Genomic DNA, 23,555 nt, shown 5'->3' with positions numbered 1-23,555 from the left:
TCATCAGATATATGAAATCAGACATGGCTTGGTTGCAGCCGGACGCGCACTTCGACGCCGACGCCTGGAGCGCTCCGGTGCTGGGGATCGCGGCCTCACTGGCGGATCACGACTCGGGTTGGCACCAGCACGCACGCGCGCAGCTGCTGTACACCCGGCAGGGCTGTACGCGCCTGACCTACGGTGATCGCATCAGCCTGCTGCCGCCCGCGCGCGCCGCGTGGATTCCGGGTGGGCTGCGCCATCGCGCGCAGATGCGGCAGGCGGTCGACTACCGTTCGTTGTACTTCGACGCCACCCTGTCGGCCCAGCTGCCCCGGCAGCCGGCGATCATCGGCGTGGGGCCGCTGCTGCAGGCCTTGCTGGAGCCGATCGCGCAGGCAGCGTTCGACCATGACTGGCAGTCGCCGCGCGCGCACCATCAACTGGCGTTGTGCGTGCTGGAAATCGCCGCTGCACCGGTGGCGCCGATGGACCTGCCTTTACCGCGTGATCCACGAATCACACGTTGCCTGCCGCTGGCCGAACAGCTGCCGCCCGAACTGGGGGAGCTGGCCGCGCGCACGGGCCTAAGCGCGCGGACCGTCGGCCGGTTGATGCAACGTGATACCGGCATGAGCTATCAGGCCTGGCGCCAGCAATGGCGCCTGATGCGGGCCATGGAGCTGCTGCTGCTCGGCCGTCGCGTCGCGCATGTGGCCCAGGACACCGGCTTCTCCGCCGAGAGCCCGTTCATCGCCTTCTTCCGCAGCATGACCGGCACCACGCCCGCCGCGTTCCAGCGCCACGCAAAAGGGGACGGAGGGGATTAAGTCGCTTTCGCCCCTTCGACACACACAGTGGCAAAAACGACTTAATCCCCTCCGTCCCCTTTTCAGCGAAAAACCCCGGCCGGAGCCGGGGTTTTTCATTTCAGTCGGGTCGGTGATCAGCCGCCGCGCGGGCCGCTTCGGCGCGGGCCGCCCGGACCGCGGTTGCCGCCGGGGCCACCCGGGCCACGGTTGCCACCCGGACCGCCCGGGCCGCGATTACCGCCCGGACCACGGTTGCCGCCGCCCGGACCACGACCGCCCGGACGGGCGCCCTGCGCCGGCTTCGGGCTGCCATACGGATTGAAGCCCGGGGTGGCGTGGTCGGACGGGAAGCTCGGGGCATTGCCCGGATGGCCGTACGGGTGCTTGTTGCCCTGGCCCTGCGAGCGGTTGCCTGCACCGGCCGGACGGCCCTGGCCGCCTGCGCCGCTACGGCCTTCGCCGCCGAAACCGCCACGGCCCTGGCCGCCACCGGCGCCTGCGCCCGGACCCTTCGGCTTGCCGTACGGACGGCCCTGGCCGCCTGCACCCGGACCACGGGCGCCGGGGCCACGTGCGCCCGGACCGGCATTGCGATGGCCGCTCGGGCCGGTGCTCACGCCATCCGGCACGTACCAGGTGCGGAACGCTGCCGGATTGCCTTCCGGCAGCGAACGATCGTTCTTCTGGGCGCGCTGCTTGAACGGCTTCTGCGACTGCTTGGCTGCCGCTTCACCGCTGACCGTCAGGCCGCCCTTGAAGCCGCCACCCTTGCCGCCGCGACCACGGCCGCGGTCTTCTCGGACGTTGTCGAAACGACGCAGCTCGCGGCCTTCGTCCGCGGTGTTGTGGCCGTTGACGTAGGCATTGCCGCGGCCACCTTCGCGCACGCGCACGGTGGTCTTGGCGGCGCGGCGTTGGCCGATCACCGGCTGCAGCGTCAGTGCCGACGGTGCGCCTTCTTCCAGCTTCAGCTGCGCGCGCAGGGCTTCCACCTGGGCGGTGCCCAGTTCCACCGAATGGCCACGGGCCAGTTCGCGCGGCAGGCTCACCTTGCCATAGCGCGTGCGCTTCAGGCGGCTGACCTGGCAGCCCTGCGATTCCCACAGGCGGCGCACTTCGCGGTTGCGGCCTTCCTTCACCACGACGCGGAACCAGTCGTGCGAATCGGTGCCGCCGATGCGTTCGATCTCGTCGAACTTGGCCGGGCCGTCTTCCAGCGCCACGCCACGGGTGAGGCGGTCGACGATGGCGTCGGAGACCTTTTCCTCGCCTTCCGGCGCACGCACGCGCACCACGTACTCGCGCTCGACCTCGAACGACGGGTGCATCATGGCGTTGGCCAGTTCACCGTCGGTGGTGGCCAGCAGCAGGCCGGTGGTGTTGATGTCCAGGCGGCCGATCGCGATCCAGCGCGCGCCCTTCAGCGGCGGCAGCGATTCGAACACGGTCGGGCGGCCTTCCGGATCATCGCGGGTGGTCACTTCGCCTTCCGGCTTGTTGTAGACCAGCACGCGCGACGGCTCGGCCAGGGCGGTGGCGACGAAGCCACGGCCATCCAGTTCGATCTTGTCGCCGCTCTTGACCGACATGCCGGTCTGCGCGACTTCACCGTTGACCTTGACCAGGCCTTCGGCAATGCGCTGTTCCAGCGCGCGGCGCGAGCCGAGGCCGGCCTGGGCCAGCACCTTGTGCAGGCGCTCTTCCAGCTTGAACTGTTCGGAGGTGGCTTCGCGCTTCAGCGAGAGCTTGTTACGGGGGGTGTCACTCATCAGTTTTGCTCCGGCCGACGGTTTCGAGGTCGGCCTCTGGTTCGGAATCGGCTTGGTCAACAGCCACGGTCGTCATCGCGACGGCGTTGTCTTCGCGTTCGTTCACTGGCACCGCGCGCTCGCCCGGCGCGGAATCGGGGTGCCCATCATCGAGGGGCGAAGGTGCTTGCTCATCGGAAGCCGCTGCAGGAGCTGCGTCGGCGGAATCGGGGGTGTCACTGCCGGCCAGGCCGGCATCATCGTTCGCGGCGGCGCCTTCGTCGCCGGCCGAGATGTCAGGGCCGTCGGCGCTCGCTGCTGCCGGCGCATCGCGGTCCAGGGACAGCTGGGGTTCCAGTTCGCCCAGGTCCTTCAGTTCCGACAGTGGCGGCAACTCATCCAATCGCTTCAGGCCGAAATAATCCAGAAAGCCCTTGGTGGTGCCGAACAGCGCCGGCTTGCCGGGCACATCGCGGTGGCCGACCACGCGGATCCACTCGCGTTCTTCCAGCGCCTGGATGATGTTGCTGCTGACCGCCACGCCGCGCACCTGCTCGATCTCGCCGCGGGTGATCGGCTGCCGGTAGGCGATCAGCGCCAGGGTTTCCAGGGTGGCGCGGGTGTAACGGGTCTTGCGTTCGGTCCACAGCCGGCTGATCCAGCCATGCACTTCGCCGGTGACCTGGTAGCGGAAGCCGGAGGCGACCTCGACCAGTTCCACGCCGCGCCCGTCGCAGGCCTCGCGCAGGCGTTCCAGTGCGCGTTCGATGCTACCCGGAGGTGCCGGTTCCTCTTCCGGGAACAGATCCTTCAGCTGGGCCAGGGTGAGCGGCTGGCTGGAGGCCAGCAGGGCACCCTCGACAATGCGGTTGATCAGCAATTGATCCATCGGCAGTCAGCGCTCACTCGTCTGCATTGGCGGCGTCGTTGTCGTCGAATTCGCTGCTGAACTGCAGCGGGGCATTGGTGTTGCCGGCGGCCAGCGATTTCACGTAGATCGGCGCCAGCGGTTCTTCCTGGACGATGTCCAGCAGCTGTTCCTTGGCCAGCTCCAGCACCGCCAGGAACGTGACCAGCACGCCCAGCTTGCCTTCTTCGGCCGTGAACAACCCTTCAAAACGATAGAACTTGCCATCTTCCAGGCGTCCCAGCACTTCGCCCATGCGTTGCCGCACGCTCAGTGCCTCACGCTTGATGGCGTGGCCGCTGAACAGCTCGGCGCGCTTGAGCACGTCGTGCAGCGCCAGCAGCATCTCCTTCAGGTCCACCGGCGGCGGCAGCTTCACCGTGGCGCGTTCGGGCATGAAGGCATGCGCCACCGTCGTGTCGCGATCCTGGCGGGGCAGGGCGTCGATGTCCTCGGCGGCCTGCTTGAAGCGTTCGTACTCCTGCAGCCGGCGCACCAGTTCGGCGCGCGGGTCGGCCTCATCGCCTTCCTCGCTGACCGGGCGCGGCAGCAGCATGCGTGACTTCACCTCGGCCAGGATCGCCGCCATCACCAGGTACTCGGCGGCCAGCTCGAAGCGCAGCTCGCGCATCACGGTGATGTATTCCACGTACTGCCGGGTGATCTCGGCAACGGGAATGTCCAGGACATCCAGGTTCTGGCGGCGGATCAGGTACAGCAGCAGGTCCAGTGGGCCTTCGAAGGCATCCAGGATGACTTCCAGCGCGTCCGGCGGAATGTACAGGTCCTGCGGAATCTGCAGGACCGGTTGCCCATGCACCACGGCCAGCGGCATTTCCTGCTGCTGGGGGGCGGGCGGCCGGGTTGGCGGGTTCGCGTCGAGCGCGAGTTCGGAAGTCATCTAATGGACATCAGGATTGCAACGGACCAGTCGCGGCACCGGGTTCGCCGGGCCAACGCCACGGAGCCCCAGGGCACCAGACACGCCGGGATCGGCGCGATTCCACACATATCAAACAGCAGGACGCGCCGCAGGAAACGGCAGCGACGGAACTACGGGGAGGTCGTCTACGTGGCCCGGCCAGGTGGACCGGTTTGAAGCAGCGGGACGGTCGTCGGGGGCTGCGTTGGCCGCAAAAACCGACGGGCTGCTGCATCCAGCCACGTGCAATGGAGCCTAGGGTAAGCCTTTGTCGCGCCAGTGTCCAGCCGGGCCGGGGCGGGGGCCGCATTGGCTAGAATCTGCGCACCCGACAACGCAAGCGAGGAAATGCCGTGTGGTATGTGATTGAAGGCTATGACGGCCAGGATGTGCTGGCGCAGCGGCTGCAGGCGCGGTCGGAGCACCTGGCGCGGCTGCACGCGCTGCGTGACGAAGGCCGCCTGCTGCTGGCCGGGCCGTGCCCGGCGGTGGACAGTGAAGACCCCGGCCCGGCCGGTTTCAGTGGTTCGGTGGTGATCGCGCAGTTCGAATCGCTGCTGCAGGCCCAGGCCTGGGCCGACGCCGACCCTTACGTTGCGGCCGGCGTCTACACCCGCGTACAGGTGCGTCCGTTCCGCAAGGTGCTGCCGTGAACGCGGAACGGATCTCGCGAATGCGTGATGCGCTGCAACAGGCGCTGGTCCCCAGCGTGCTGGAAATCGAAGACGACAGCCATCGGCATGCCGGCCACGCCGGTGCGCGCGACGGTCGCGGCCATTTCAACGTGCATGTGGTCAGTGAACGCTTCGCCGGACTGGGCCCGCTGGCCCGGCATCGCGCGGTGTACGCCGCACTGGGGTCGATGATGGAGACCGATATCCACGCGCTGTCCATCCGCGCACATACCCCGTCAGAACAGGGCTGAGCCCTTGTCCCGCACTGTCCTGGCCGGTCCGCACGAGCCTCGCCACGGACAGATTTTCATGTCCATTTCGGGACATTCGCCTAACGGACTGTTTACAAGCCCAGATGGAAACGCTTACATTCCGCGCCAATGCTGGTAGGTCCAAGCCGTGGAGGGCGGCTTCGTGAACAAGGCAGCTATCACAATCAAAGACGTCGCTCGCGAAGCCCGGGTCTCCGTGGCCACGGTTTCCCGCGCGCTCAACGGGCATGAAAATGTCGCCGAACCGGTACGCCAGCTTGTGCTGGAGGTCGCCGCACGGCTGCGTTACACCCCGCACGCCGCCGCCCGCAGCCTGAGCAGCCGCCGCACCAATACGGTGGGCGTGGTGCTGCCGGATCTGTACGGCGAGTTCTTCTCCGAGCTGATGCGTGGCATCGACAACGTCGCCCGTAGCCGCCGCCAGCACTTGCTGGTGTCCAGCTATCACGGCGACCAGGAACAGCAGGGCGCGGCCCTGCGCGCCATGCGCGGTCGCGTCGACGGCCTGCTGGTGCTCTCGCCCTATGCCGAGAGCCCCGGTTTCCTGACCGACAACCTGCCGCAGTCGTTGCCGACGGTGTTGATCAACACCTATCTGCCCGGGCAGGACCACCCGGTGCTGAGCATTGACGACCATGCCGGTGCGATGGCGATGACCCGCCACCTGCTGGACGCCGGCCACCGCCGCATTGCATTCATTTCTGGCCCGGACCTCAACTTCGACGCGCGCGAGCGCCTGCGCGGCTTCCGTGACGCGCTGGTGGCTTTTGGCAGTGGCGCCGAGGGCATCGAGCTGCCCGGTGATTTCGACGAAGCTTCCGGCCATCGCGCCGGTCAGGAGTTGCTGGCAGCCGGAGCGCTGCCCGATGCCGTGTTCGCCGCCAACGACATGATGGCCCTGGGCTGCCTGTATGCGTTCACGCAGGCAGGGGTCCGTGTTCCGGCCGATGTCGCCCTGGCGGGTTTCGATGACATTCCACTGGCGCGTTTCGTCCACCCGTCGCTGACCACCATGCAGGTCAGCATCGCCGAGCTCGGCGACCGGGCCATGACGCGCCTGCTGCAGTTGATGGACGGCACCTCCACGGACGGGACAGGGGACAAGCAGACCCTGGTTCCCCGCTTGATAGTTCGCGATTCCACCACTCCGCCATCGGGCCATTGAAGCCAGAGGCGTTCCTTCTTTTTTGATTGATCGCAGGTACCGCGCAAGCGGTTACCGCCACCCGGAGATTGACTTGATGATGCACACCACCTTCCGCACGCCGGCACGCCGGCTGCTGAGCACCGCACTGGTCAGCTGCCTGATGCTGGCCGCCGCTCCGAACGTCATGGCGCAGTCGGCCAACGCCAGCCTGCGCGGCCAGGTTTCCGGCGCCCAGGCCGGCGCCGAAGTCACCGCCACCAACGTGGCCACCGGTACCGTCCGTCGCGGCACCGTGCGTGCCGATGGCAGCTACTCGCTGATGGGCCTGGACCCGGGCACCTACAACGTGGTTGCCAACGGCCAGTCGCAGAAGGTCACCGTCACCGTGGCCTCGACCGCTACCCTGAACTTTGCCGGCGCTGCCAGCAGCACTCCGGGTTCGACCGCGGCCACCAACCTGGACACTGTCAACGTCGTCGCGCCGACCCTGCTGCAGGAAGTGCGCACCTCCGAAGTCGGCAAGACCGTCAGCCTGCAGCAGATCCAGACCACCCCGCAGGTCTCGCGCAACTTCCTGGAGTTCGCCGATGCGGTGCCGGGCCTGATCTTCACCCGTGACGCCAAGGGCAATACCTCGCTGCGCGGCGGTGCCACCAATGCCGATGGCACCAATGTGTACATCGACGGCGTGGGCCAGAAGAGCTACGTCAAGGGTGGCGGCGTGGCCGGCCAGTCCGGCAGCGCCGGCAACCCGTTCCCGCAGCTCGCCATCGGTGAATACAAGGTCATCAGCGGCAATTACAAGGCCGAGTATGGCCAGGTGTCGAGCGCCGCAGTGACTGCTGCGACCAAGTCCGGTACCAATGAGTTCAAGGGTGAGGCGTTCTACCGCTACACCGATGAGGACATGCGTGCCAAGACCCCGGCCGAGCGTCAGGGCGGCAAGGACAAGATGGTCTCGGCCGAGAAGGAATACGGCTTCGCTCTGGGCGGCCCGATCATCCAGGACAAGGCGCACTTCTTTGTCACCTACGAAGCCAAGCGCTTCGATCTGCCGGTCACCATCGCGCCGGACGGCGCGGTCACCGGCGCTGCGGGCCTGCTGCCGCCGGCCGGCGCCGCCGGCCTCGGCCCGGCCAGCCAGCCGTTCCAGCAGGATCTGATCTTCGGCAAGATCGACTTCGAGCCGACCGACAACGATCGCATTGAACTGACCTTCCAGGACCGCGACGAAACCCAGTCGCAGTTCAGTGGCCAGACCTCGCCGCAGGCCGGGCGCGAAGTGGTCAATACCGACCGTCGCTACGCCCTGCGCTGGAACCACAGCGGTGAGCGTTACTACAACGAATTGATGGTCACCCACGAGGATTCGTTCAACAATCCGACCCCGCTGACCCTGGCCAACGGCATCACCTACACCGCGCCGGACGGTCCCGAAGACCGCACCGTGGTGAAGATCGGCGGTGCATCGGCTCTGGATTCGCAGGTGAAGGGCCAGAAGGGCTGGTCGATCGAAGACAACCTGACCCTGGATGGCATTCAGTGGGCCGGTGACCACACCATCAAGATGGGCGTGAAGTACAAGCAGATCGACCTGTACGCTTCCGACGCGGCGCAGATCAACCCGACCTTCACCTATTCCCTGGGAGACCCGGACTTCCCGGATTCGATTCCGTACAAGGCGCAGTTCGTCAAGCCGGTGACCGGCGTGTCGGGCGTGTCCGGCGAAGTGCGTTCGAAGTCCAAGCAGTACGGTGTGTTCATCCAGGACGACTGGCAGGTCAACGACCACCTGCAGCTGAACATCGGCCTGCGCTGGGACTACGAAAAGACCCCGACCTACCTGAATTTCGTCACCCCGCAGCAGGTGGTCGACGCCATCTATTCGCAGGATCCGCGTGCGCCCGCCGGCCAGACCTACGCCGATTCGCTGGCACTGGGTGGCCTGGACATCAGCGACTACATCAGCAACGGCCACAACCGCAAGGCGTTCAAGGATGCCTGGCAGCCGCGCCTGGGCTTCTCGTATGACATCAATGCCGACGAGCAGCACGTGATCCACGGCGGTGCCGGCCGGTCCTACGACCGCGACCTGTTCGACAACCTGCAGCTGGAAACCACCAAGCTGGCTTTGCCGCAGCCGACCATCTACTTCCGCAACCCGGCCACCGGCACCTGCATCAACGGTCAGGCCGCCTGCTATGACTGGAACCCGAACCTGCTCAACGGCATCGGCAACCTGCAGTCCCTGGTCGGCGCGACCAGCAATGCCGGTCTGGAAGTGGACCTGCTGAACAACAAGCTGAAGGCGCCGTACTCGGACCAGTTCAGCCTGGGCATGAGCAACCGGATCGGCGAGTGGCTGACCGATGCCACCATCGCTCGCACCCTGAGCTACGACGGTTTCGCCTTCACCCTGGGCAACCGTTACCCGACCGGCCAGTTCTTCGATGACCCGCGCCTGTGCGGTGGCACCGACCCGGGCCTGAGCCAGGCGTGGAGCTGCAACGTGCCGGGCTTCGGCAGCCTGATCATCGGCCAGCAGGGCATCAAGACCCGTGCCACCCAGGTGCTGCTGTCGGCGCAGAAGCCGTTCACCAAGGAAAGCGGCTGGGGTACCTCCATCGCCTATACCTGGACCACCGCCCGCCACAATCGCGACATCAACGAGAAGTACGCGTTTGACCGCGGTCTGATCGGCGACTATCCGACCATCCGCTCCAACGGCGCACCGCGCCACCGCCTGGTGGTGACCGGTTCGTACGCGGGCTTCTGGGGCATCACCTTCGGCGGCAAGATCACCCTGGCCACCCCGACCGCCGTCAACGACTGGTACCCGGTGATGCAGGCCAGCGGCTACACCCTGCCGACGCCGCAGGCGGCCGTGCCCAACGCCACCGGCAAGTTCCTGGTGGGCGGCAAGATCTTCGGCTACCGTTCGGTCGACCTGCAGGCGACGAAGACGTTCAAGATGCCGGGCGATACCGAGCTGTACGCACGTATCGATATCATCAACGTCTTCAACTTCGACAACTTCTCCACCTACAACTACGTCAAGACCAACGGCAAGCTGCAGGCCAGCTACAACGAGACCGGCGACATCATCGGTACGCCGCGTCAGATCAAGGCCGAAGTGGGCTTCCGCTTCTAAGCCCGGGTGTAGATGCACGACCCGATGCCGCCGCTCCGCCGGCGGCATCGGTCGCGTGAAAACGGCAATGGCCGGCTTCGTGCCGGTCCATTGCCCACGCCGCTGCCGGGCAGGGGGCAGCGGCGTGGGCAATGATCGCGGTGTCAAACCACGTTTTTCGTGGTTTTTTTTGAACGCAGCTTGTAAACGATTTCAGATCATTGGACGTTATGCTTTCCCATCGATCAGACCACCGGAGGAATCGCGCCATGCAGGCACGCCATCTGTTGTCCGCCGCGGCGTTGAGCCTGGCCGCTGCTGCCTGCCAGCCGGCCCAGCAGGAGCCTGCCAAGCCGCGGCCGCCGGTGATCCTGATCGAGGCCGATGCACCGCCGCGGCCGATGAAGCCGGAGCTGCCGCCGCTGTTCGATGACATCGAGCGCCGTACTTTCCAGTTCTTCTGGGACACCACCAACGAGATCAACGGCCTGACCCCGGACCGCTACCCGTCGCGGCCGTTCGCCAGCATCGCCTCGGTCGGCTTCGCGCTGACCGCCTATCCGATCGGCATCGAGAACGGCTGGGTCAGCCGCAACCAGGCGATCGACCGCACCCTGACCACCCTGAAGTTCTTCCGCGACGTGCCGATGGGCCCGCAGCGCACCGGCAAGGCCGGCTACAAGGGCTTCTACTACCACTTCCTGGACATGCAGGAAGGCCGCCGCTACGACAGCTGGGTCGAGCTGTCCTCGGTGGATACCGCGCTGCTGATGATGGGCGTGCTGTTCGCGCAGTCGTACTACGACGGTGACGATCCGCGCGAAAAGGAAATCCGCCAGATCGCCGATACGTTGTACAAGAAGGTCGACTGGCCGTGGTTGCAGCAGCGCGCGCCGCTGATCTCGATGGGCTGGTTCCCCGAGAGCGGCTTCATCGACCACGACTGGATGGGCTACAACGAGGCGATGATGGTCTACATCCTCGCCCTGGGTTCGCCGACGCACCCGGTCAGCCCGGATGCGTGGACGGTGTGGACGCGTACCTATGACAACGACTGGGGCGTCTACCAAGGCCAGGAGTACCTGTCCTTCGGTCCGCTGTTCGGCCATCAGTACAGCCATGTCTGGATCGACTTCCGCGACATCCAGGACGCGTACATGCGCGAGCGTGGCAGCACCTACTTCCTCAACAGCCGCTCGGCCGCCCTGGCCCAGCGCGAGTATGCCATCGCCAATCCGATGCAGTGGAAGGAGTACGGCGAAAACGTGTGGGGTTTGACCGCCAGCGACGGACCACAGAACACCACCCAGGACTATCGCGGCGAGCAGCGCCAGTTCCGCCATTACTCTTCACGCGGCGCTGGCCTGCGCGAGAATTTCGATGACGGCACCATCGCCCCCACTGCCGCGATCGCGTCGGTGGTGTTCGCGCCGGAACAGGTGATCCCGGCCACGCTGGAGATGCACAAGCGCTACGGCGATTACATCTATTCCAGCTACGGCTTCCTGGATTCGTTCAATCCCAGCTTCAACTACGACATCCCGATCAAGACCGGCCGCGTGGTGCCGGATCGTGGCTGGGTCGCCAGCGACTACATCGCCATCGACCAGGGGCCGATCCTGACCATGATCGCCAACTACCGCAATGACTTCGTCTGGGAAGTGATGAAGAAGAACCCGTACATCCGCAAGGGCCTGGAGCGGGCGGGGTTCAGTGGCGGCTGGCTGGCGCCGGAAGGTTCGTTCCAGCCGCTGGAACTGCAGAAAGACGAAAAGGCCGCAGCGGCACGCGCGGTGGGTATCGCCGAATCACGCGCGGCTGCCGCGCAGGAACAGAAGAACAATGCCAACCGCAACACAGGCCAGGGCAAGTAACCCGATGCCGAACTGGATCGACCGTCTGCGCCGCTGGACACTGCCAGCCCTGGCCGCACTGGCCGTGGCCGGCTGCGCCCGCACCGAACCGGGCACCACCACCGTGCGCTTCTGGGCGATGGGCCGCGAAGCCGAGGTGGTCAGCGAACTGATCCATGAGTTCGAAGCCGAGAACCCGGGCATCAAGGTGGATGTGCAGAACATCCCGTGGACCGCTGCGCACGAAAAGCTGCTGACCGCGTTCGCCGCCGACGGTCTGCCGGACGTGTGCCAGCTCGGCAACACCTGGGTGCCGGAGTTCGCCGAGCTGGATGCGCTGACCCCGCTGCAGCCGTTCGTGCAGCGTTCGGCCGTGGTCGACCCGAAGGACTACTTCCAGGGCATCTGGGATACCAATGTGATCCATGGCGAGCTGGTCGGCGTGCCGTGGTATGTCGACACGCGTCTGATCTACTACCGCAAGGATCTGCTGGCCAAGGCCGGCTACGACCACCCGCCGCGCACGTGGGCGGAGTGGGACGAACAGATGGCGGCGATCAAGCGCATGCAGGGCCCGAACCGCTATGCGGTGCTGATGCCGATCAACGAGTTCGAGCAGCAGTTGTCGCTGGCGCTGCAGCAGCCCGATCCGCTGCTGCGCGACGATGACACCCGCGGCAATTTCGCCAGCCCGGGGTTCCGCCGCACGTTGGCCTTCTACGCCAACATGTTCGAGCAGGGCTGGGCGCCGAAGATGTCGGAGACACAGATTTCCAACGTCTGGGATGAGTTCTTCCGCGGCTTCAACGTGTTCTACATTTCCGGGCCCTGGAACATCCGTGAGTTCAAGAAGCTGCAGCCGAAGGAACTGGAAGGGCAGTGGGGCACTGCGGCGCTTCCCGGCCCGGAGGGCCCTGGCGCCGGCATCGCCGGTGGCACCAGCCTGGTGATCTTCCGCAAGTCGCAGCAGAAGGAAGCGTCCTGGAAGCTGATCGAGTTCCTGTCGCGGCCGCGGATCCAGGCGCAATTCCATTCGATCATCGGCGACCTGCCGCCGCGCCGCAGCACCTGGAGCGCGCCGTCGCTGGCCAATGATCCGCTGGCAGCGGCGTTCCGTGACCAGCTGGAGCGGGTCAAGCCGACCCCGAAGGTGCTCGAATGGGAGCGCATCGTGCAGGAAATGCGCATCGTCACCGAAAAGGTGGTGCGCGGTGGCCTGCCGCAGGACAAGGCGGTGGAAGAGCTGGACCAGCGCGTGGACAAGGTGCTGGCCAAGCGCCGCTGGATGCATGAACAACAACGCCTGCAGCAGCGCGTGCCGGCGCCGCAATCGAGCAGTGCCGTGGCCGCCGGGAGCGCCCAATGAAACGTACTTCACTTGCCGGCTGGATTTTTGCCGGTCCCTCGCTGATCGTGCTGGGCATGTTCTTCGGCCTGCCGGTGGCTTCGGCGCTGGCGCTGAGCGTGACCGACTTCGACCTGTATGCCTTGGCTGACAGCAGCAACCTGCGCTTTGTCGGCCTGGGCAACTACATCGATCTGCTGCAGACACCGATGTTCTGGAAGTCGTTGTGGAATACCACTTACTTCGTGTTGATCGGCGTGCCGTTGTCGATTGGCGTGTCGCTGGGCGCAGCGATGCTGCTGAATGCACCGGCCGCGCGTTTCAAGGCGCTGTTCCGCACCGCGCTGTTCGCGCCGGTGGTGACCACGCTGGTAGCGGTGGCGGTGATCTGGCGCTACCTGTTCCATACCAGCTACGGGCTGGTGAACTACGGCCTGGGCCATCTGGGCATCAGTCCGATCGACTGGCTGGGCGATCCCAACTGGGCGATGCCGACCATCATGCTGTTCGCGGTGTGGAAGAACTTCGGCTACAACATGGTGATCTTCCTGGCGGGCCTGCAGGCGATCCCGCATGACCTGTACGAGGCCGCCCGCATCGACGGTGCCTCGCGCTGGAAGCAGTTCCTGCACATCACCCTGCCGATGCTCGGCCCGGTGCTGCTGGTGGTCGGCGTGATCACCGTGTCCGGCTACTTCCAGCTGTTCGCAGAGCCCTACGTGATGACCCGCGGCGACCCACTGCAGAGTACCGTCAGCGTGCTGTATTTCATGTTCGAGGAAGGCTTCAAGTGGTGGAACCTGGGACGCGCCTCCGCGGTGGCGTTCCTGCTGTTCCTGATCATCCTGGCGGTGACCACCGTGATGCTGCGTTTCGGCCGCAAGAGGCAGTTGGTATGAGTCGTGAAATCGGCCAGTCGCGCTGGTACCCGTGGTTGATCAATGGTGCGTTGCTGGTGCTGGCCCTGGTCAGCCTGGCGCCGTTGCTGTGGATGCTCTCGGTCTCGTTCATGCCGCAGGGCGAGGCGACCCACTTCCCGCCGCCGCTGCTGCCGTCCAGCATCACCACGCGCAACTACCATGAGTTGTTCGCGCGCACTGGCATGGGCGGCAACTTCGCCAACAGCCTGCTGGTGTCGGTCGGCATCACCCTGGGTTCGCTGCTGCTCAACACGATGGCCGGCTACGCCTTCGCCAAGCTGAACTTCGTTGGCCGCGAGCGCCTGTTCCAGGTGTTGATGGCGGCGCTGGTGATCCCGGCACAGGTAGCGATGCTGCCCCTGTTCCTGCTGATGAAGCAGCTGGGCCTGGTCAACAGCTTCGGCGGCGTGATCGTGCCGGCGCTGGCCAGCGTGTTCGGCATCTTCCTGGTGCGCCAGTACGCGCGTTCGATTCCGGACGAACTGCTGGAAGCGGCCCGCATCGACGGGGCAGGGGAGCTGCGCATCTTCTTCCAGATCGTGCTGCCGATGCTCAAGCCGGTGCTGGTGACCCTGGCGATCTTCACTTTCATGGGCGCATGGAACGATTTCATGTGGCCGTTGATCGTGCTGACCGATCAGGAGCACTACACTTTGCCGGTGGCGCTGGCCACCCTCTCGCGCGAGCACATCATGGACGTGGAAATGATGATGGCCGGCGCGGTGGTCACCGTGGTTCCGGTGCTGGCGCTGTTCCTGGTGCTGCAGCGGTACTACATCCAAGGTCTGTTGTTGGGGAGCGTCAAAGGATGAAGCGAGCGATCGCCGTTGGACTGGGCCTGTTGTGGACCTCCCTGGCGATCGCCGCACCTCCGGCGCTGCCGGCACCGAAGGTGCTGGACGATTTCGACGACATCGCGGCCTGGAAGCTGGTGCTGTCCGACCAGGTCAGTGGTTCTCTGCGACCGGTCAGTGGCGCTGGTGGCGGCCGCGCGCTGTGCCTGGACTATGACTTCCACGATGTCTCCGGCTACGTCGGCATCCGTCGTGCGCTGAACGTCGAGTACCCGGTCAATTACCGCTTCGGCTTCCAGCTGCGCGGTGATTCACCGGGCAACGACCTGCAGTTCAAGCTGATCGACGCCAGCGGCGACAACGTCTGGTGGGTCAACCGTCCCGGCTACAGCTTCCCCAAGGCATGGACGCCGGTCGAGTACCGGCGTCGGCAGATCGACAAGGCATGGGGGCCCTCGCCCGAGAAGGAGATGGCACGCAGCGCCGCCGTCGAATTCACCATCTACAGCAAGGTCGGCGGCCGCGGCACGGTGTGCTTCGACAAGCTGACCCTGCAGGGCCTGCCGCCGCAGGATGATTCGGCGCTGATGCCGTCGGTGATCGCCGACACCGCTACCGCGCTGCAGGACCGCATGATCGACGGCAAGAGCGATACGTTCTGGATCAGCGGTGGCGTCAAGCAGCAGACCATCAGCCTGGACCTGCACAAGAGCCGCGAGATCGGCGGTGCGGTGATCGACTGGCTGCCGAACCTGGAAGCGCGTCGCTACACCGTGCGCACCTCCGAGGACGGCCGTGACTGGCGTACCGTGCGCGAAGTCACCAGCGGTGCGGGTGGCCGCGACTGGCTTGCCCTGCCGGACACCGATGCGCGCTACGTGCGCTTCGATCTGCAGGATGGCCCGAACTGGCGCTACGGCATCCGTGACATCGCGCTCAAGCCGCTGGCCTTCGCGGCCACGCCGAACGCGTTCCTGTCCTCGGTGGCGGCCGACCTGCCGCGCGGGTCGTTGCCGCGTGCCTACGTGGGCGAACAGCCGTACTGGACCCTGCTGGGCCTTGATGGCGGCCAGGAACAGGCGTTGATCAGTGAGGACGGCGCACTGGAGCCGGCCAAGGGCAGCTTCAGCATCGAGCCGTTCATCCGCCTAGACGGCAAGCTGCTGGACTGGTCGAAGGTGGCTATCACGCAGTCGCTGCAGGATCACTACCTGCCGATCGCCAACGTCGACTGGGTGCATGAGAAGGCCGGCCTGGCGGTGACGAGTTTCGTGCAGGGCACGCCGGAGCGCGCGCAGCTGATCGGTCGCTACCGGCTGAGCAATCCGGACAAGGTCGCGCACGAGTACACCCTGGCACTGGCGATCCGTCCGTGGCAGGTCAATCCGCCCACCCAGTTCCTCAACACCGTCGGTGGCTTCAGCCGCATCGATGCACTGGACGTGGGCGAGCAGCTCGTGCGGGTCAACGGTGAGCCACGCATCTACCCGCTGCAGGTGCCGGACGCACGCTTTGCCAGTACGTTCGACGGCAAGCTCGATGCGATGCATCTGGCGGACGGAAAGTATCCGGCCACCACTGCAGTGAAGGACAACACCGGCATGGCGTCGGGCGCGTTGATCTATACGATCACGCTCGAGCCCGGCCAGAGCCGCGAGGTGGCGGTAGTACTGCCGCAGACCGGTGGCTGGGCGCCGCAGGCGCTGGACGTGGCCAAGGCGCAGGCGCAGGTAGCCGAGCAGTGGCGGCAGAAGCTGGGCGTGGTCTCGCTGCAGGTGCCCGCTGCGGGCCGGCCGCTGGTCGACACCCTGCGTACGGCAGTCGCGCACATGCTGATTTCGCGCGTGGGGCCGCGCCTGCAGCCGGGCACGCGCTCGTATGCGCGCAGCTGGATACGCGATGGCGCGATGATCTCCGAGGGCCTGCTGCGCATGGGCCGCAGCGATGCGGTGCGCGACTACATCAACTGGTATGCGCCCTACCAGTTCGAGAACGGCAAGGTGCCGTGCTGTGTCGATGCACGTGGCAGCGACCCGGTGCCGGAGAACGACAGTCATGGCGAGCTGATCTACAGCATTGCCGAATACGGGCGCTACACCGGCGACAGTACCTTCGTCGAATTGATGTGGCCGCACGTGCAGGGCGCCTACAGCTACATGGAGCAGCTGCGGTCCAGCGAGCGCACCGAGGAGAACCGCGCACGCAATCCGGCCTTCTACGGCATGATGCCGGCCTCGATCAGCCACGAAGGCTATTCGGCCAAGCCGATGCACTCGTACTGGGACAACTTCTGGGCGCTGCGCGGCTACAAGGACGCGGCGCTGCTGGCGACCCAGCTGGGCAAGGTCGAGTCGATGCAGATGGCCGAATCGCGAGACCAGTTCCGTGCTGACCTGCAGGCCTCGCTGCTGTCGGCGATGCAGCAGCACAAGATCGATTACCTGCCGGGCTCGGCCGAGCTGGGCGACTTCGACGCGACCTCGACCACCATCGCGCTGGCGCCGGGCGGGGAGCAGGGCAGGCTGCCGCAGCAGGCACTGGAGGCTACCTTCGATCGCTACTGGAAGGAGTTCGTGGCGCGTCGCGATGGCAAGCGCGAGTGGAAGGACTACACCCCGTACGAGTGGCGCAACGTGGCCGCGTTCGTGCGCCTGGGCTGGCGCGACCGCGCCTGGCAGGCCACCGAGTTCTTCTTCAAGGATCGCGCACCGCAGGCCTGGAACCAGTGGGCCGAGGTGGTTTCGCGCACGCCGCGCAAGCCGTTCTTCGTCGGTGACCTGCCGCATGCCTGGGTGGCTTCGGACTTCGTGCGCTCGGCGCTGGACATGTTCGCCTACAACCGCGACATGGACGATGCGCTGGTGCTGGCCGCCGGTGTACCGACCGCGTGGCTGCAGGGCGAGGGCATCGCCGTTCAGGGCCTGCGTACGCCGCAGGGCCAGCTCAACTACCGCCTGCAGCGCAGCGACAAGCAGCTGGTGCTGGAGCTGCAGCCGGGCCTGGTGCCACCGGCCGGTGGCGTGGTGCTGCCATGGCCGTACGCGGGTGATCCGGGCGAGGCGACGGTCAACGGCGAAGCCGCCGAGTGGGTCAACAAGGAACTGCACGTGCACCAGCTGCCGGCGCGGGTCGAGGTCGAAGTGCCGAACGCGGTGCGCCGCGCCGAGCGCAAGGGACAGTAACGATGAAGCAGCAGGGGGAGAGGGTGCGCACGACCGTGCGTGCCCTGGGGCTGGCAATGGCATTGGCATTGCCGGGCGTGATGATGGCGGCCGTACCGGTTGCCACGACTGCGGCGGCCGACGTTGCCAGCGCGCCGGGCATGAGCATGGTCACCTTCAACCTGCATCATGACCGCGAAGACTGGCCGAGCCGGCGCCGCACCATCCTGGCCGAGCTCAAGCGTCTGCAGCCGGATGCGGTTGCCCTGCAGGAGGTGATCCAGCGCCGCAACGTGCGCAACCAGGCGCAATGGCTGGCCAGCCAACTCGGCTACAGGTACGTGTTCGTGTCTACCGATCCGGTGGGCGCACCGAAGCGCTACGGCAATGCGCTGCTGACCCGGCGGCCGATCCTCGCCCAGGGGGATCATCTGCTGCAGCCGTTGGACGACTACCGCACCGTTGCTCACCTGCGCATCGACGTCGACGGCGCGCCGGTGAACGTCTACGCCACGCATCTGAACGAGCGCAGTGACGAGAGTGGGCAGCGCATCCGTCGCACCCAGGTGGAGGACCTTCTGCGCTTCATCACTGCAACCTCGGCCGGTGCACCGGTGGTGATCGCCGGCGATTTCAATGCGCTGGTGGACGCTGGCGACCTGAGCGAGCTGCGCAGCCACTACGGCGACAGCTACGGCAGCGTGCATGTCAACACCGACCTGGCCGGGGTCAGTACGCTCAATCGCCACTACTACCAAGCGCCTTCGCGGATCGACCACATCTTCTTCCAGCAGGACGAGATGGTCGCACGCGAGGCGAAGCTGCTGTTCGACCAGCCCGACGACAGCGGTCGCTGGGCATCCGATCACTACGGCGTGTGGACACGCCTGCAGTTCGCGCCGGCGCGCTGATGTCCTGGTAGGTGCCAACCTTGGTTGGCACGGGCGTGTCCGCGTCCGCTCCAACAACGGCGCCGTCCAGGGTCGGCCGCTACCAGAGCGCTGCACGCGCCCGATGCACAAACAAAACGGCGGGGATCATTGATCCCCGCCGTTTCGTTTTCACGCGACAAAGAGCGATCAGTTCGCCGGCGGCGTGCGCTTGGCGGCTTCTTCGTCTTCTTCGTCGGCCTTGGCTTCTGCAGCCTGGGCTGCAGCGTCGGTGTGGCCATCGGCGACCGGGTCAATCGACGGCGTCACCACTGCTTCGGCGACCGGGGCCGAAGCGTCCACTGGCGCGGCTTCCACCGCCACCGGAGCGACCGGCTGCTCGGCGGCCACGACGACCGGCTTGGCTTCAACCACCGGCGCAGCCTCAACGACCACCGGCTCGGCATCGACCACCGGAGCGGCTTCAACAATCTCCGGCTTCGCTTCGATCACCGGAGCAGCTTCAAGAACCGAAGCTGCTTCAACAACCGGGGCTGCTTCAACCGCGGCCGGCTTTGCTTCGGTCACCGGTGCAATGGCTTCGATTGCCGGCGCGGCAGCGGCTACCGGCTGGGCCGGGGTCGCGGCGTCGATGGCATCGAGCATGCTGGTCTGCACCGGCGAGGACGCCGTTTCAGTCTTCGCAGCAGCTTCGACCGGGGCCTGTACTTCAGCCACGACCGGGGCAGCGGCTTCGACCACGGCGCTGCTCACTACGGCGAGCGGTGCCGCGGCAACGGCGGCGGCAGCACGGACCGGCTTCGCGGCGTCGGCAGCGGTCGGTTCGGCTTCGTCATCGAAGTCGAACTCCGGCTGCGAACGGGCCGGCTGCGCAGCAGCGACCGGCGCAGTGCCGGCAGTGCTGTCGACGTTCGGCTCGGCGCCGTCGGCGTCATCACCGTCGTCACCATCGTCCTGGTCATCGCCCAGGACGTCGCTGCCGGCGGCGTTCTCGGCGCCCCCGCGACGACGGCGACGGCCACCACGACGGCCACGACGACGTCGCGTCGCGCCTTCGCCTGCCTGCTCGCCATTAGTGTCGGTTGCAGCCTCTTCACCGGCAATCGCAACCACCTCGGTCTCGCTGGCAGCGTTGGCACCGGTCTCGACCGGTGCTGCAGTGTCCACCGGAGCGGCGGCCACCGGCGCAACCGGGGCGACCGGTGCAGTGGCTTCCTGCGCGGTCACCACATTGGCGGCGACGGCGGTGGCGGCCACGGCTGCTGCCGCGGTCACGGCCTCGGCCGGTGCTTCGGCGGCACCGCGCTGCGGCTTCTCGGCTGGCTTGTCACCGTCCTGCTGCTGGCGCGGCTGCTTGGGCTGCTTCAGCTTCGGCTGCTGCTGGTTCTGGTTATGGTTCTGGCCCTGCTGCTCGTTGCGCGGCTTGTTCTGCTGCTGCGGCTGCTGCTGGCCATCCTTCTGCTGCGACTCCTTCTGCTTGCCCTGCTGCGGCTGCTGCTGGGCATTGCCGTTGCGGCCGTCCTTGCGCTGCTCACCACGGTCCTTGCGGTTGCTGCCGTCCTTCTGCTGCTGCGCGTTGCCGTTGCCGCCGTTGCCACGATTGTCGTCGCGACGGTCCTTGCGGTCCTTGTTGCGATCCTTGTTGCGGTCCTTGCGGCCACCGTCCTGCGACTGACGCCCTGCCGGCGCGACCGGCGCCGGCGCGGGGGCCGGTTCGCCACCGAACACGCGCTTGAGCCAACCGATCACGCCGCCGCTCGGGGCCGGCGCCACCGGCGCTGCCACGACCGGGGCCGGGGCAGCTGCGGCCGGCTCCACTTCCTCGCGCACCGGGGCGGGGGAGGTGTGCTTGACCTGGGTCACCGCCGGCGGCGGGATGTTCAGCTGGCCCTTGGTCAGAGCGTGCACCGGCAGCTTGCGCGGAGTGCCGCGCTGGTAGCTGGGCTTGTTGCTCTCTTCACCCAGCTCGTTCTCGCGCAGGCGGGTGACGGTGTAGTGCGGGGTGTGCAGCTGCTCGTCGGCGACGATCACGATCGGCGCCTCGTGGCGCTGCTCGATCTCGCGCAGGGCACTGCGCTTTTCGTTCAACAGGTAATTGGCGATCTCCACCGGGGCCTGCACCAGCACCTGCCCGGTGTTCTCCTTCATCGCATGCTCTTCGGCGACGCGGATGATCGACAGCGACAGCGACTCGACGCTGCGCATGCGGCCGTGGCCGTCGCAACGCGGGCAGACGATCTGGCTGGACTCGCCCAGGCTCGGGCGCAGGCGCTGGCGGCTCATTTCCAGCAGGCCGAAGCGCGAGATGCGGCCGACCTGGACGCGGGCGCGGTCGTACTTCAGCGCGTTGGCCAGGCGGTTCTCGACCTCGCGCTGGTGCTTGTTGGAGGCCATGTCGATGAAGTCGATGACCACCAGGCCACCCAGGTCGCGCAGGCGCAGCTGGCGGGCCACTTCCTCGGCCGCTTCCAGGTTGGTCTGGAACGCGGTGTCCTCGATGTCGCTGCCCTTGGTGGCGCGCGAGGAGTTGACGTCAACGGCGGTCAACGCTTCGGTCTGGTCGACCACGATCGAGCCGCCCGACGGCAGGCGCACGTTGCGCTCGTAGGCGCCTTCGATCTGCGATTCGATCTGGAAGCGGTTGAACAGCGGGATGTCGTCCTTGTAATGCTTGAGCTTGCGCAGGGTCTGCGGCATCACCTGCTGCATGAACTCGCGGGCGTGCTCGTACATCTCCTCGGTGTCCACCAGGATCTCGCCGATGTCGGCGCGCAGGTAGTCACGCAGGGCGCGCACGATCAGGCGCGATTCCTGGTAGATCAGGAACGGGGCCGGCTTGCTCAGCGCGGCTTCGGCGATGGCACGCCAGACGTTGAGCAGGTAGTCCAGGTCCCACTGCAGCTCTTCCGCATCGCGGCCGACGCCAGCGGTACGGATGATCACGCCCATTTCGTCGGGGATGTTCAGCTTGTCCAGGGCGTCCTTCAGGGCGGCCCGGTCTTCGCCCTCGATGCGACGGGAGACACCGCCGGCGCTGGGCGAGTTCGGCATCAGCACCATGTAACGGCCGGCCAGCGAGATGAACGTGGTCAGGGCGGCGCCCTTGTTGCCACGCTCTTCCTTGTCGACCTGGACGACGATCTCCTGGCCTTCCTTCAGCAGTTCGCGGATGCCGGCCTTGTTGTGGTCGACACCGGCCTGGAAGTAATCGCGGGAGATTTCCTTCAGCGGCAGGAAGCCATGGCGGCCACCACCGTATTCGACGAAGGCCGCTTCCAGCGAGGGCTCGATGCGGAAGATCCGGCCCTTGTAGATGTTGGACTTCTTCTGTTCCTTCGACGGCTGCTCGATGTCGATGTCATACAACGACTGGCCATCCACGATGGCAACACGCAGCTCTTCAGCCTGCGTGGCGTTGATCAGCATTCGCTTCATTGTTGCGTTCCTCGCAAGCGGCTACCGCGCGGAACGCCATGGGGTTTCGCCTCTGGACACGGTTCGCCGCCCATTCGCGCAAGCGCGGGGAGGGCGGCTTGGGTTTCCAGCGCTACGACACCACGGCAGGCCGCGGGAGCGCTTCACTCTTATGGGTTTTGGGGTGTTACAGGCCGCAGGCAGCTGTCAGCCAGGCTGGAGCGCCACGCGGGACATGTTCAGCACGGTTGCGTGTCAGGCATCCGGCGATGGCCGGGAAGGCCGGTGAGCCGCTAACATGGCCGCCCCGCGGGCGGTGGTCGCGCACTGTGCCGGATTCGTCGGAAGCTGGGCTTCTGGCCCTGAGTAACTTCCAACGAAATCAATCCCTTATCTCGCCCCCCGAGTGTAACAGAATAAACAGCCTGATGACTGCCCAAGACCCCACCAAGCCCGCTGGCGACAAGCCTTCCGTGCGCATGATCACCGTTCCCGCCGACCGCGCCGGCCAGCGTCTGGACAACTTCCTGCTCGGCCAGCTGAAGGGCGCCCCGCGCAGCCTGGTCTACAAGCTGGTGCGCAGCGGCCAGGTGCGGGTGAATGGTGGCCGTGCCAAGGCCGAGCGCAAGCTGGAGGCGGGCGACGAGGTGCGCGTGCCGCCGGTTCGTCTCAGTGAAGAAGGAGACAAGGCCGGTCCGCCGGAGGCGTTCATGCGCCGCCTGGAGCAGGCCATCGTCTTCGAGGATGCCCGCCTGCTAGCCCTGAACAAGCCCACTGGCGTAGCCAGCCACGGCGGCAGCGGCATCAGCTTCGGCGCCATCGAGACCCTGCGCGCGCTGCGCCCGGGCCAGACCCTCGAGCTGGTCCACCGGTTGGATCGCGACACGTCGGGCCTGCTGATCGTGGCCAAGAAGCGTTCGGCCCTGAGCGAGCTGCAGGCGCTGCTGCGTGAAGACCATGGCGCCGGTATCCGCAAGCGCTACCTGACCCTGCTGGCCGGGCGCATGCCCGACGGCGTGATGACCGTCGATGCGCCGCTGCACGTGGGCCTGCGCCAGGGTGGCGAGCGCCATGTGCAGGTGAACGCGATCGGCAAGGAATCGATCAGCCACTTCCGCGTGCTGGAGCGTCGCGGCGGCCATTCGTACTGCGAGGTGCGTATCGAAACCGGTCGCACCCACCAGATCCGCGTGCATGCCCAGCACCTGGGTCATCCGGTGGCCGGTGACGACAAATACGGCGATCCGGCGGTCAACAAGCGGCTTCGTGAGCAGATCGGACTGAAGCGCCTGTTCCTGCATGCGGCCTCGCTGGAATTCGCACTGGACGACGGCAAGAGCCCGTACGTGCTGAACGCGCCGCTGGCGGATGAGCTGGCCGAGGCGCTGGACCGCCTGAAGTAACCCCTTCGGGGCTGACCGGCCAACCGGCGCAGCCCCCTCCGGCTGGCGTCCAACATGGGGTTCCGGTTTTGGTCGGTCCGGATGGGTTGGCGGGGGACGCCGTGAACCCATCCTTGGGGGCTTGGCCGCGGCATCCATGCCGCGGACACCCCCGCCAACCCATCCCGACCGCCCCTCGACA

At 66.4% G+C, this 23,555-nt stretch carries 16 protein-coding genes; 12 read left to right on the top strand and 4 right to left on the bottom strand.

All coding sequences use genetic code 11. The features are described 5' to 3' along the window. Positions 1-23 precede the first annotated feature (23 nt). Positions 24-812, top strand: coding sequence for an AraC family transcriptional regulator (locus HLA98_RS16625; RefSeq protein WP_057500209.1), 789 nt, complete (start codon positions 24-26; stop codon positions 810-812). A gap of 116 nt (positions 813-928) precedes the next feature. Here the strand turns inward: HLA98_RS16625 and HLA98_RS16620 are convergent, their stop codons facing one another. The 3 genes from HLA98_RS16620 to HLA98_RS16610 are packed head-to-tail and all read right to left on the bottom strand — an operon-like array spanning position 929 to position 4,350. Beyond that, positions 929-2,563, bottom strand: a complete 1,635-nt coding sequence (locus HLA98_RS16620; RefSeq protein WP_049447371.1) for a pseudouridine synthase — start codon at positions 2,561-2,563, stop codon at positions 929-931. Continuing rightward, positions 2,556-3,431: an SMC-Scp complex subunit ScpB gene (gene scpB / locus HLA98_RS16615; protein ID WP_057500210.1), complete on the bottom strand. Its 876-nt coding sequence runs from the start codon at positions 3,429-3,431 to the stop codon at positions 2,556-2,558. Before scpB ends, HLA98_RS16620 begins: the two co-directional genes overlap by 8 nt. Before the next feature lie 13 nt (positions 3,432-3,444). Continuing rightward, positions 3,445-4,350: a segregation and condensation protein A gene (locus tag HLA98_RS16610; protein WP_010486714.1), complete on the bottom strand. Its 906-nt coding sequence runs from the start codon at positions 4,348-4,350 to the stop codon at positions 3,445-3,447. 374 nt (positions 4,351-4,724) lie between these two features. Here HLA98_RS16610 and HLA98_RS16605 point away from each other — a divergent pair, with 374 nt between their 5' ends. The 10 genes from HLA98_RS16605 (at position 4,725) to HLA98_RS16560 (ending at position 18,578) form a co-directional block, all read left to right on the top strand. After that, positions 4,725-5,024 carry a YciI family protein gene (locus HLA98_RS16605; protein ID WP_057500211.1) on the top strand — a complete coding sequence of 100 codons (300 nt, stop codon included), beginning with the start codon at positions 4,725-4,727 and terminating at the stop codon, positions 5,022-5,024. Beyond that, positions 5,021-5,296 carry a BolA family protein gene (locus tag HLA98_RS16600; RefSeq protein ID WP_435369327.1) on the top strand — a complete coding sequence of 92 codons (276 nt, stop codon included), beginning with the start codon at positions 5,021-5,023 and terminating at the stop codon, positions 5,294-5,296. Before HLA98_RS16605 ends, HLA98_RS16600 begins: the two co-directional genes overlap by 4 nt. A gap of 148 nt (positions 5,297-5,444) precedes the next feature. Further along, positions 5,445-6,482, top strand: a complete 1,038-nt coding sequence (locus tag HLA98_RS16595; protein ID WP_049447374.1) for a LacI family DNA-binding transcriptional regulator — start codon at positions 5,445-5,447, stop codon at positions 6,480-6,482. A gap of 76 nt (positions 6,483-6,558) precedes the next feature. Then, positions 6,559-9,615, top strand: coding sequence for a TonB-dependent receptor (locus HLA98_RS16590; RefSeq protein WP_057500213.1), 3,057 nt, complete (start codon positions 6,559-6,561; stop codon positions 9,613-9,615). A 248-nt stretch (positions 9,616-9,863) separates the two neighbouring features. Next, positions 9,864-11,468, top strand: a complete 1,605-nt coding sequence (locus HLA98_RS16585) for a glucoamylase family protein (RefSeq protein ID WP_049447376.1) — start codon at positions 9,864-9,866, stop codon at positions 11,466-11,468. A 4-nt stretch (positions 11,469-11,472) separates the two neighbouring features. Further along, positions 11,473-12,813, top strand: a complete 1,341-nt coding sequence (locus HLA98_RS16580) for a sugar ABC transporter substrate-binding protein (protein ID WP_057500214.1) — start codon at positions 11,473-11,475, stop codon at positions 12,811-12,813. Further along, positions 12,810-13,691 carry a carbohydrate ABC transporter permease gene (locus tag HLA98_RS16575; protein ID WP_006378065.1) on the top strand — a complete coding sequence of 294 codons (882 nt, stop codon included), beginning with the start codon at positions 12,810-12,812 and terminating at the stop codon, positions 13,689-13,691. Before HLA98_RS16580 ends, HLA98_RS16575 begins: the two co-directional genes overlap by 4 nt. Continuing rightward, positions 13,688-14,524, top strand: a complete 837-nt coding sequence (locus tag HLA98_RS16570; RefSeq protein ID WP_006378064.1) for a carbohydrate ABC transporter permease — start codon at positions 13,688-13,690, stop codon at positions 14,522-14,524. The genes HLA98_RS16575 and HLA98_RS16570 overlap by 4 nt, the downstream gene beginning before the upstream one ends. Further along, positions 14,521-17,688 (top strand): discoidin domain-containing protein, encoded by a 3,168-nt coding sequence (locus HLA98_RS16565; RefSeq protein ID WP_057500215.1) that lies wholly within the window; start codon positions 14,521-14,523, stop codon positions 17,686-17,688. Before HLA98_RS16570 ends, HLA98_RS16565 begins: the two co-directional genes overlap by 4 nt. Before the next feature lie 2 nt (positions 17,689-17,690). Beyond that, positions 17,691-18,578 (top strand): endonuclease/exonuclease/phosphatase family protein, encoded by an 888-nt coding sequence (locus tag HLA98_RS16560; RefSeq protein ID WP_057500216.1) that lies wholly within the window; start codon positions 17,691-17,693, stop codon positions 18,576-18,578. Positions 18,579-18,746: 168 nt separating this feature from the next. On the opposite strand, the gene HLA98_RS16555 is transcribed toward HLA98_RS16560, so the two are convergent. Beyond that, positions 18,747-21,992, bottom strand: coding sequence for an Rne/Rng family ribonuclease (locus HLA98_RS16555; RefSeq protein WP_057500217.1), 3,246 nt, complete (start codon positions 21,990-21,992; stop codon positions 18,747-18,749). Between the two features lie 407 nt (positions 21,993-22,399). Between HLA98_RS16555 and HLA98_RS16550 the strand changes: the two genes are divergently transcribed. Continuing rightward, entirely contained in the window at positions 22,400-23,374 is a 975-nt protein-coding gene (locus HLA98_RS16550; protein WP_057500218.1) for an RluA family pseudouridine synthase, read from the top strand. Positions 23,375-23,555: the final 181 nt, after the last annotated feature.

The sequence above is a fragment of the Stenotrophomonas africana genome (assembly GCF_013004645.1).
Taxonomy (GTDB): domain Bacteria; phylum Pseudomonadota; class Gammaproteobacteria; order Xanthomonadales; family Xanthomonadaceae; genus Stenotrophomonas; species Stenotrophomonas africana.
This window is presented reverse-complemented; position numbering and strand designations above follow the sequence as displayed.

What these genes read in the sequence shown, in the direction of transcription:
- HLA98_RS16625 (WP_057500209.1), top strand. Translation starts at nt 24, where the DNA reads ATGGCTTGGTTGCAGCCGGACGCGCACTTCGACGCCGACGCCTGGAGC.
- HLA98_RS16620 (WP_049447371.1), bottom strand. Translation starts at nt 2,563, where the DNA reads ATGAGTGACACCCCCCGTAACAAGCTCTCGCTGAAGCGCGAAGCCACC.
- scpB (WP_057500210.1), bottom strand. Translation starts at nt 3,431, where the DNA reads ATGGATCAATTGCTGATCAACCGCATTGTCGAGGGTGCCCTGCTGGCC.
- HLA98_RS16610 (WP_010486714.1), bottom strand. Translation starts at nt 4,350, where the DNA reads ATGACTTCCGAACTCGCGCTCGACGCGAACCCGCCAACCCGGCCGCCC.
- HLA98_RS16590 (WP_057500213.1), top strand. Translation starts at nt 6,559, where the DNA reads ATGATGCACACCACCTTCCGCACGCCGGCACGCCGGCTGCTGAGCACC.
- HLA98_RS16585 (WP_049447376.1), top strand. Translation starts at nt 9,864, where the DNA reads ATGCAGGCACGCCATCTGTTGTCCGCCGCGGCGTTGAGCCTGGCCGCT.
- HLA98_RS16580 (WP_057500214.1), top strand. Translation starts at nt 11,473, where the DNA reads ATGCCGAACTGGATCGACCGTCTGCGCCGCTGGACACTGCCAGCCCTG.
- HLA98_RS16575 (WP_006378065.1), top strand. Translation starts at nt 12,810, where the DNA reads ATGAAACGTACTTCACTTGCCGGCTGGATTTTTGCCGGTCCCTCGCTG.
- HLA98_RS16570 (WP_006378064.1), top strand. Translation starts at nt 13,688, where the DNA reads ATGAGTCGTGAAATCGGCCAGTCGCGCTGGTACCCGTGGTTGATCAAT.
- HLA98_RS16565 (WP_057500215.1), top strand. Translation starts at nt 14,521, where the DNA reads ATGAAGCGAGCGATCGCCGTTGGACTGGGCCTGTTGTGGACCTCCCTG.
- HLA98_RS16560 (WP_057500216.1), top strand. Translation starts at nt 17,691, where the DNA reads ATGAAGCAGCAGGGGGAGAGGGTGCGCACGACCGTGCGTGCCCTGGGG.
- HLA98_RS16555 (WP_057500217.1), bottom strand. Translation starts at nt 21,992, where the DNA reads ATGAAGCGAATGCTGATCAACGCCACGCAGGCTGAAGAGCTGCGTGTT.
- HLA98_RS16550 (WP_057500218.1), top strand. Translation starts at nt 22,400, where the DNA reads ATGACTGCCCAAGACCCCACCAAGCCCGCTGGCGACAAGCCTTCCGTG.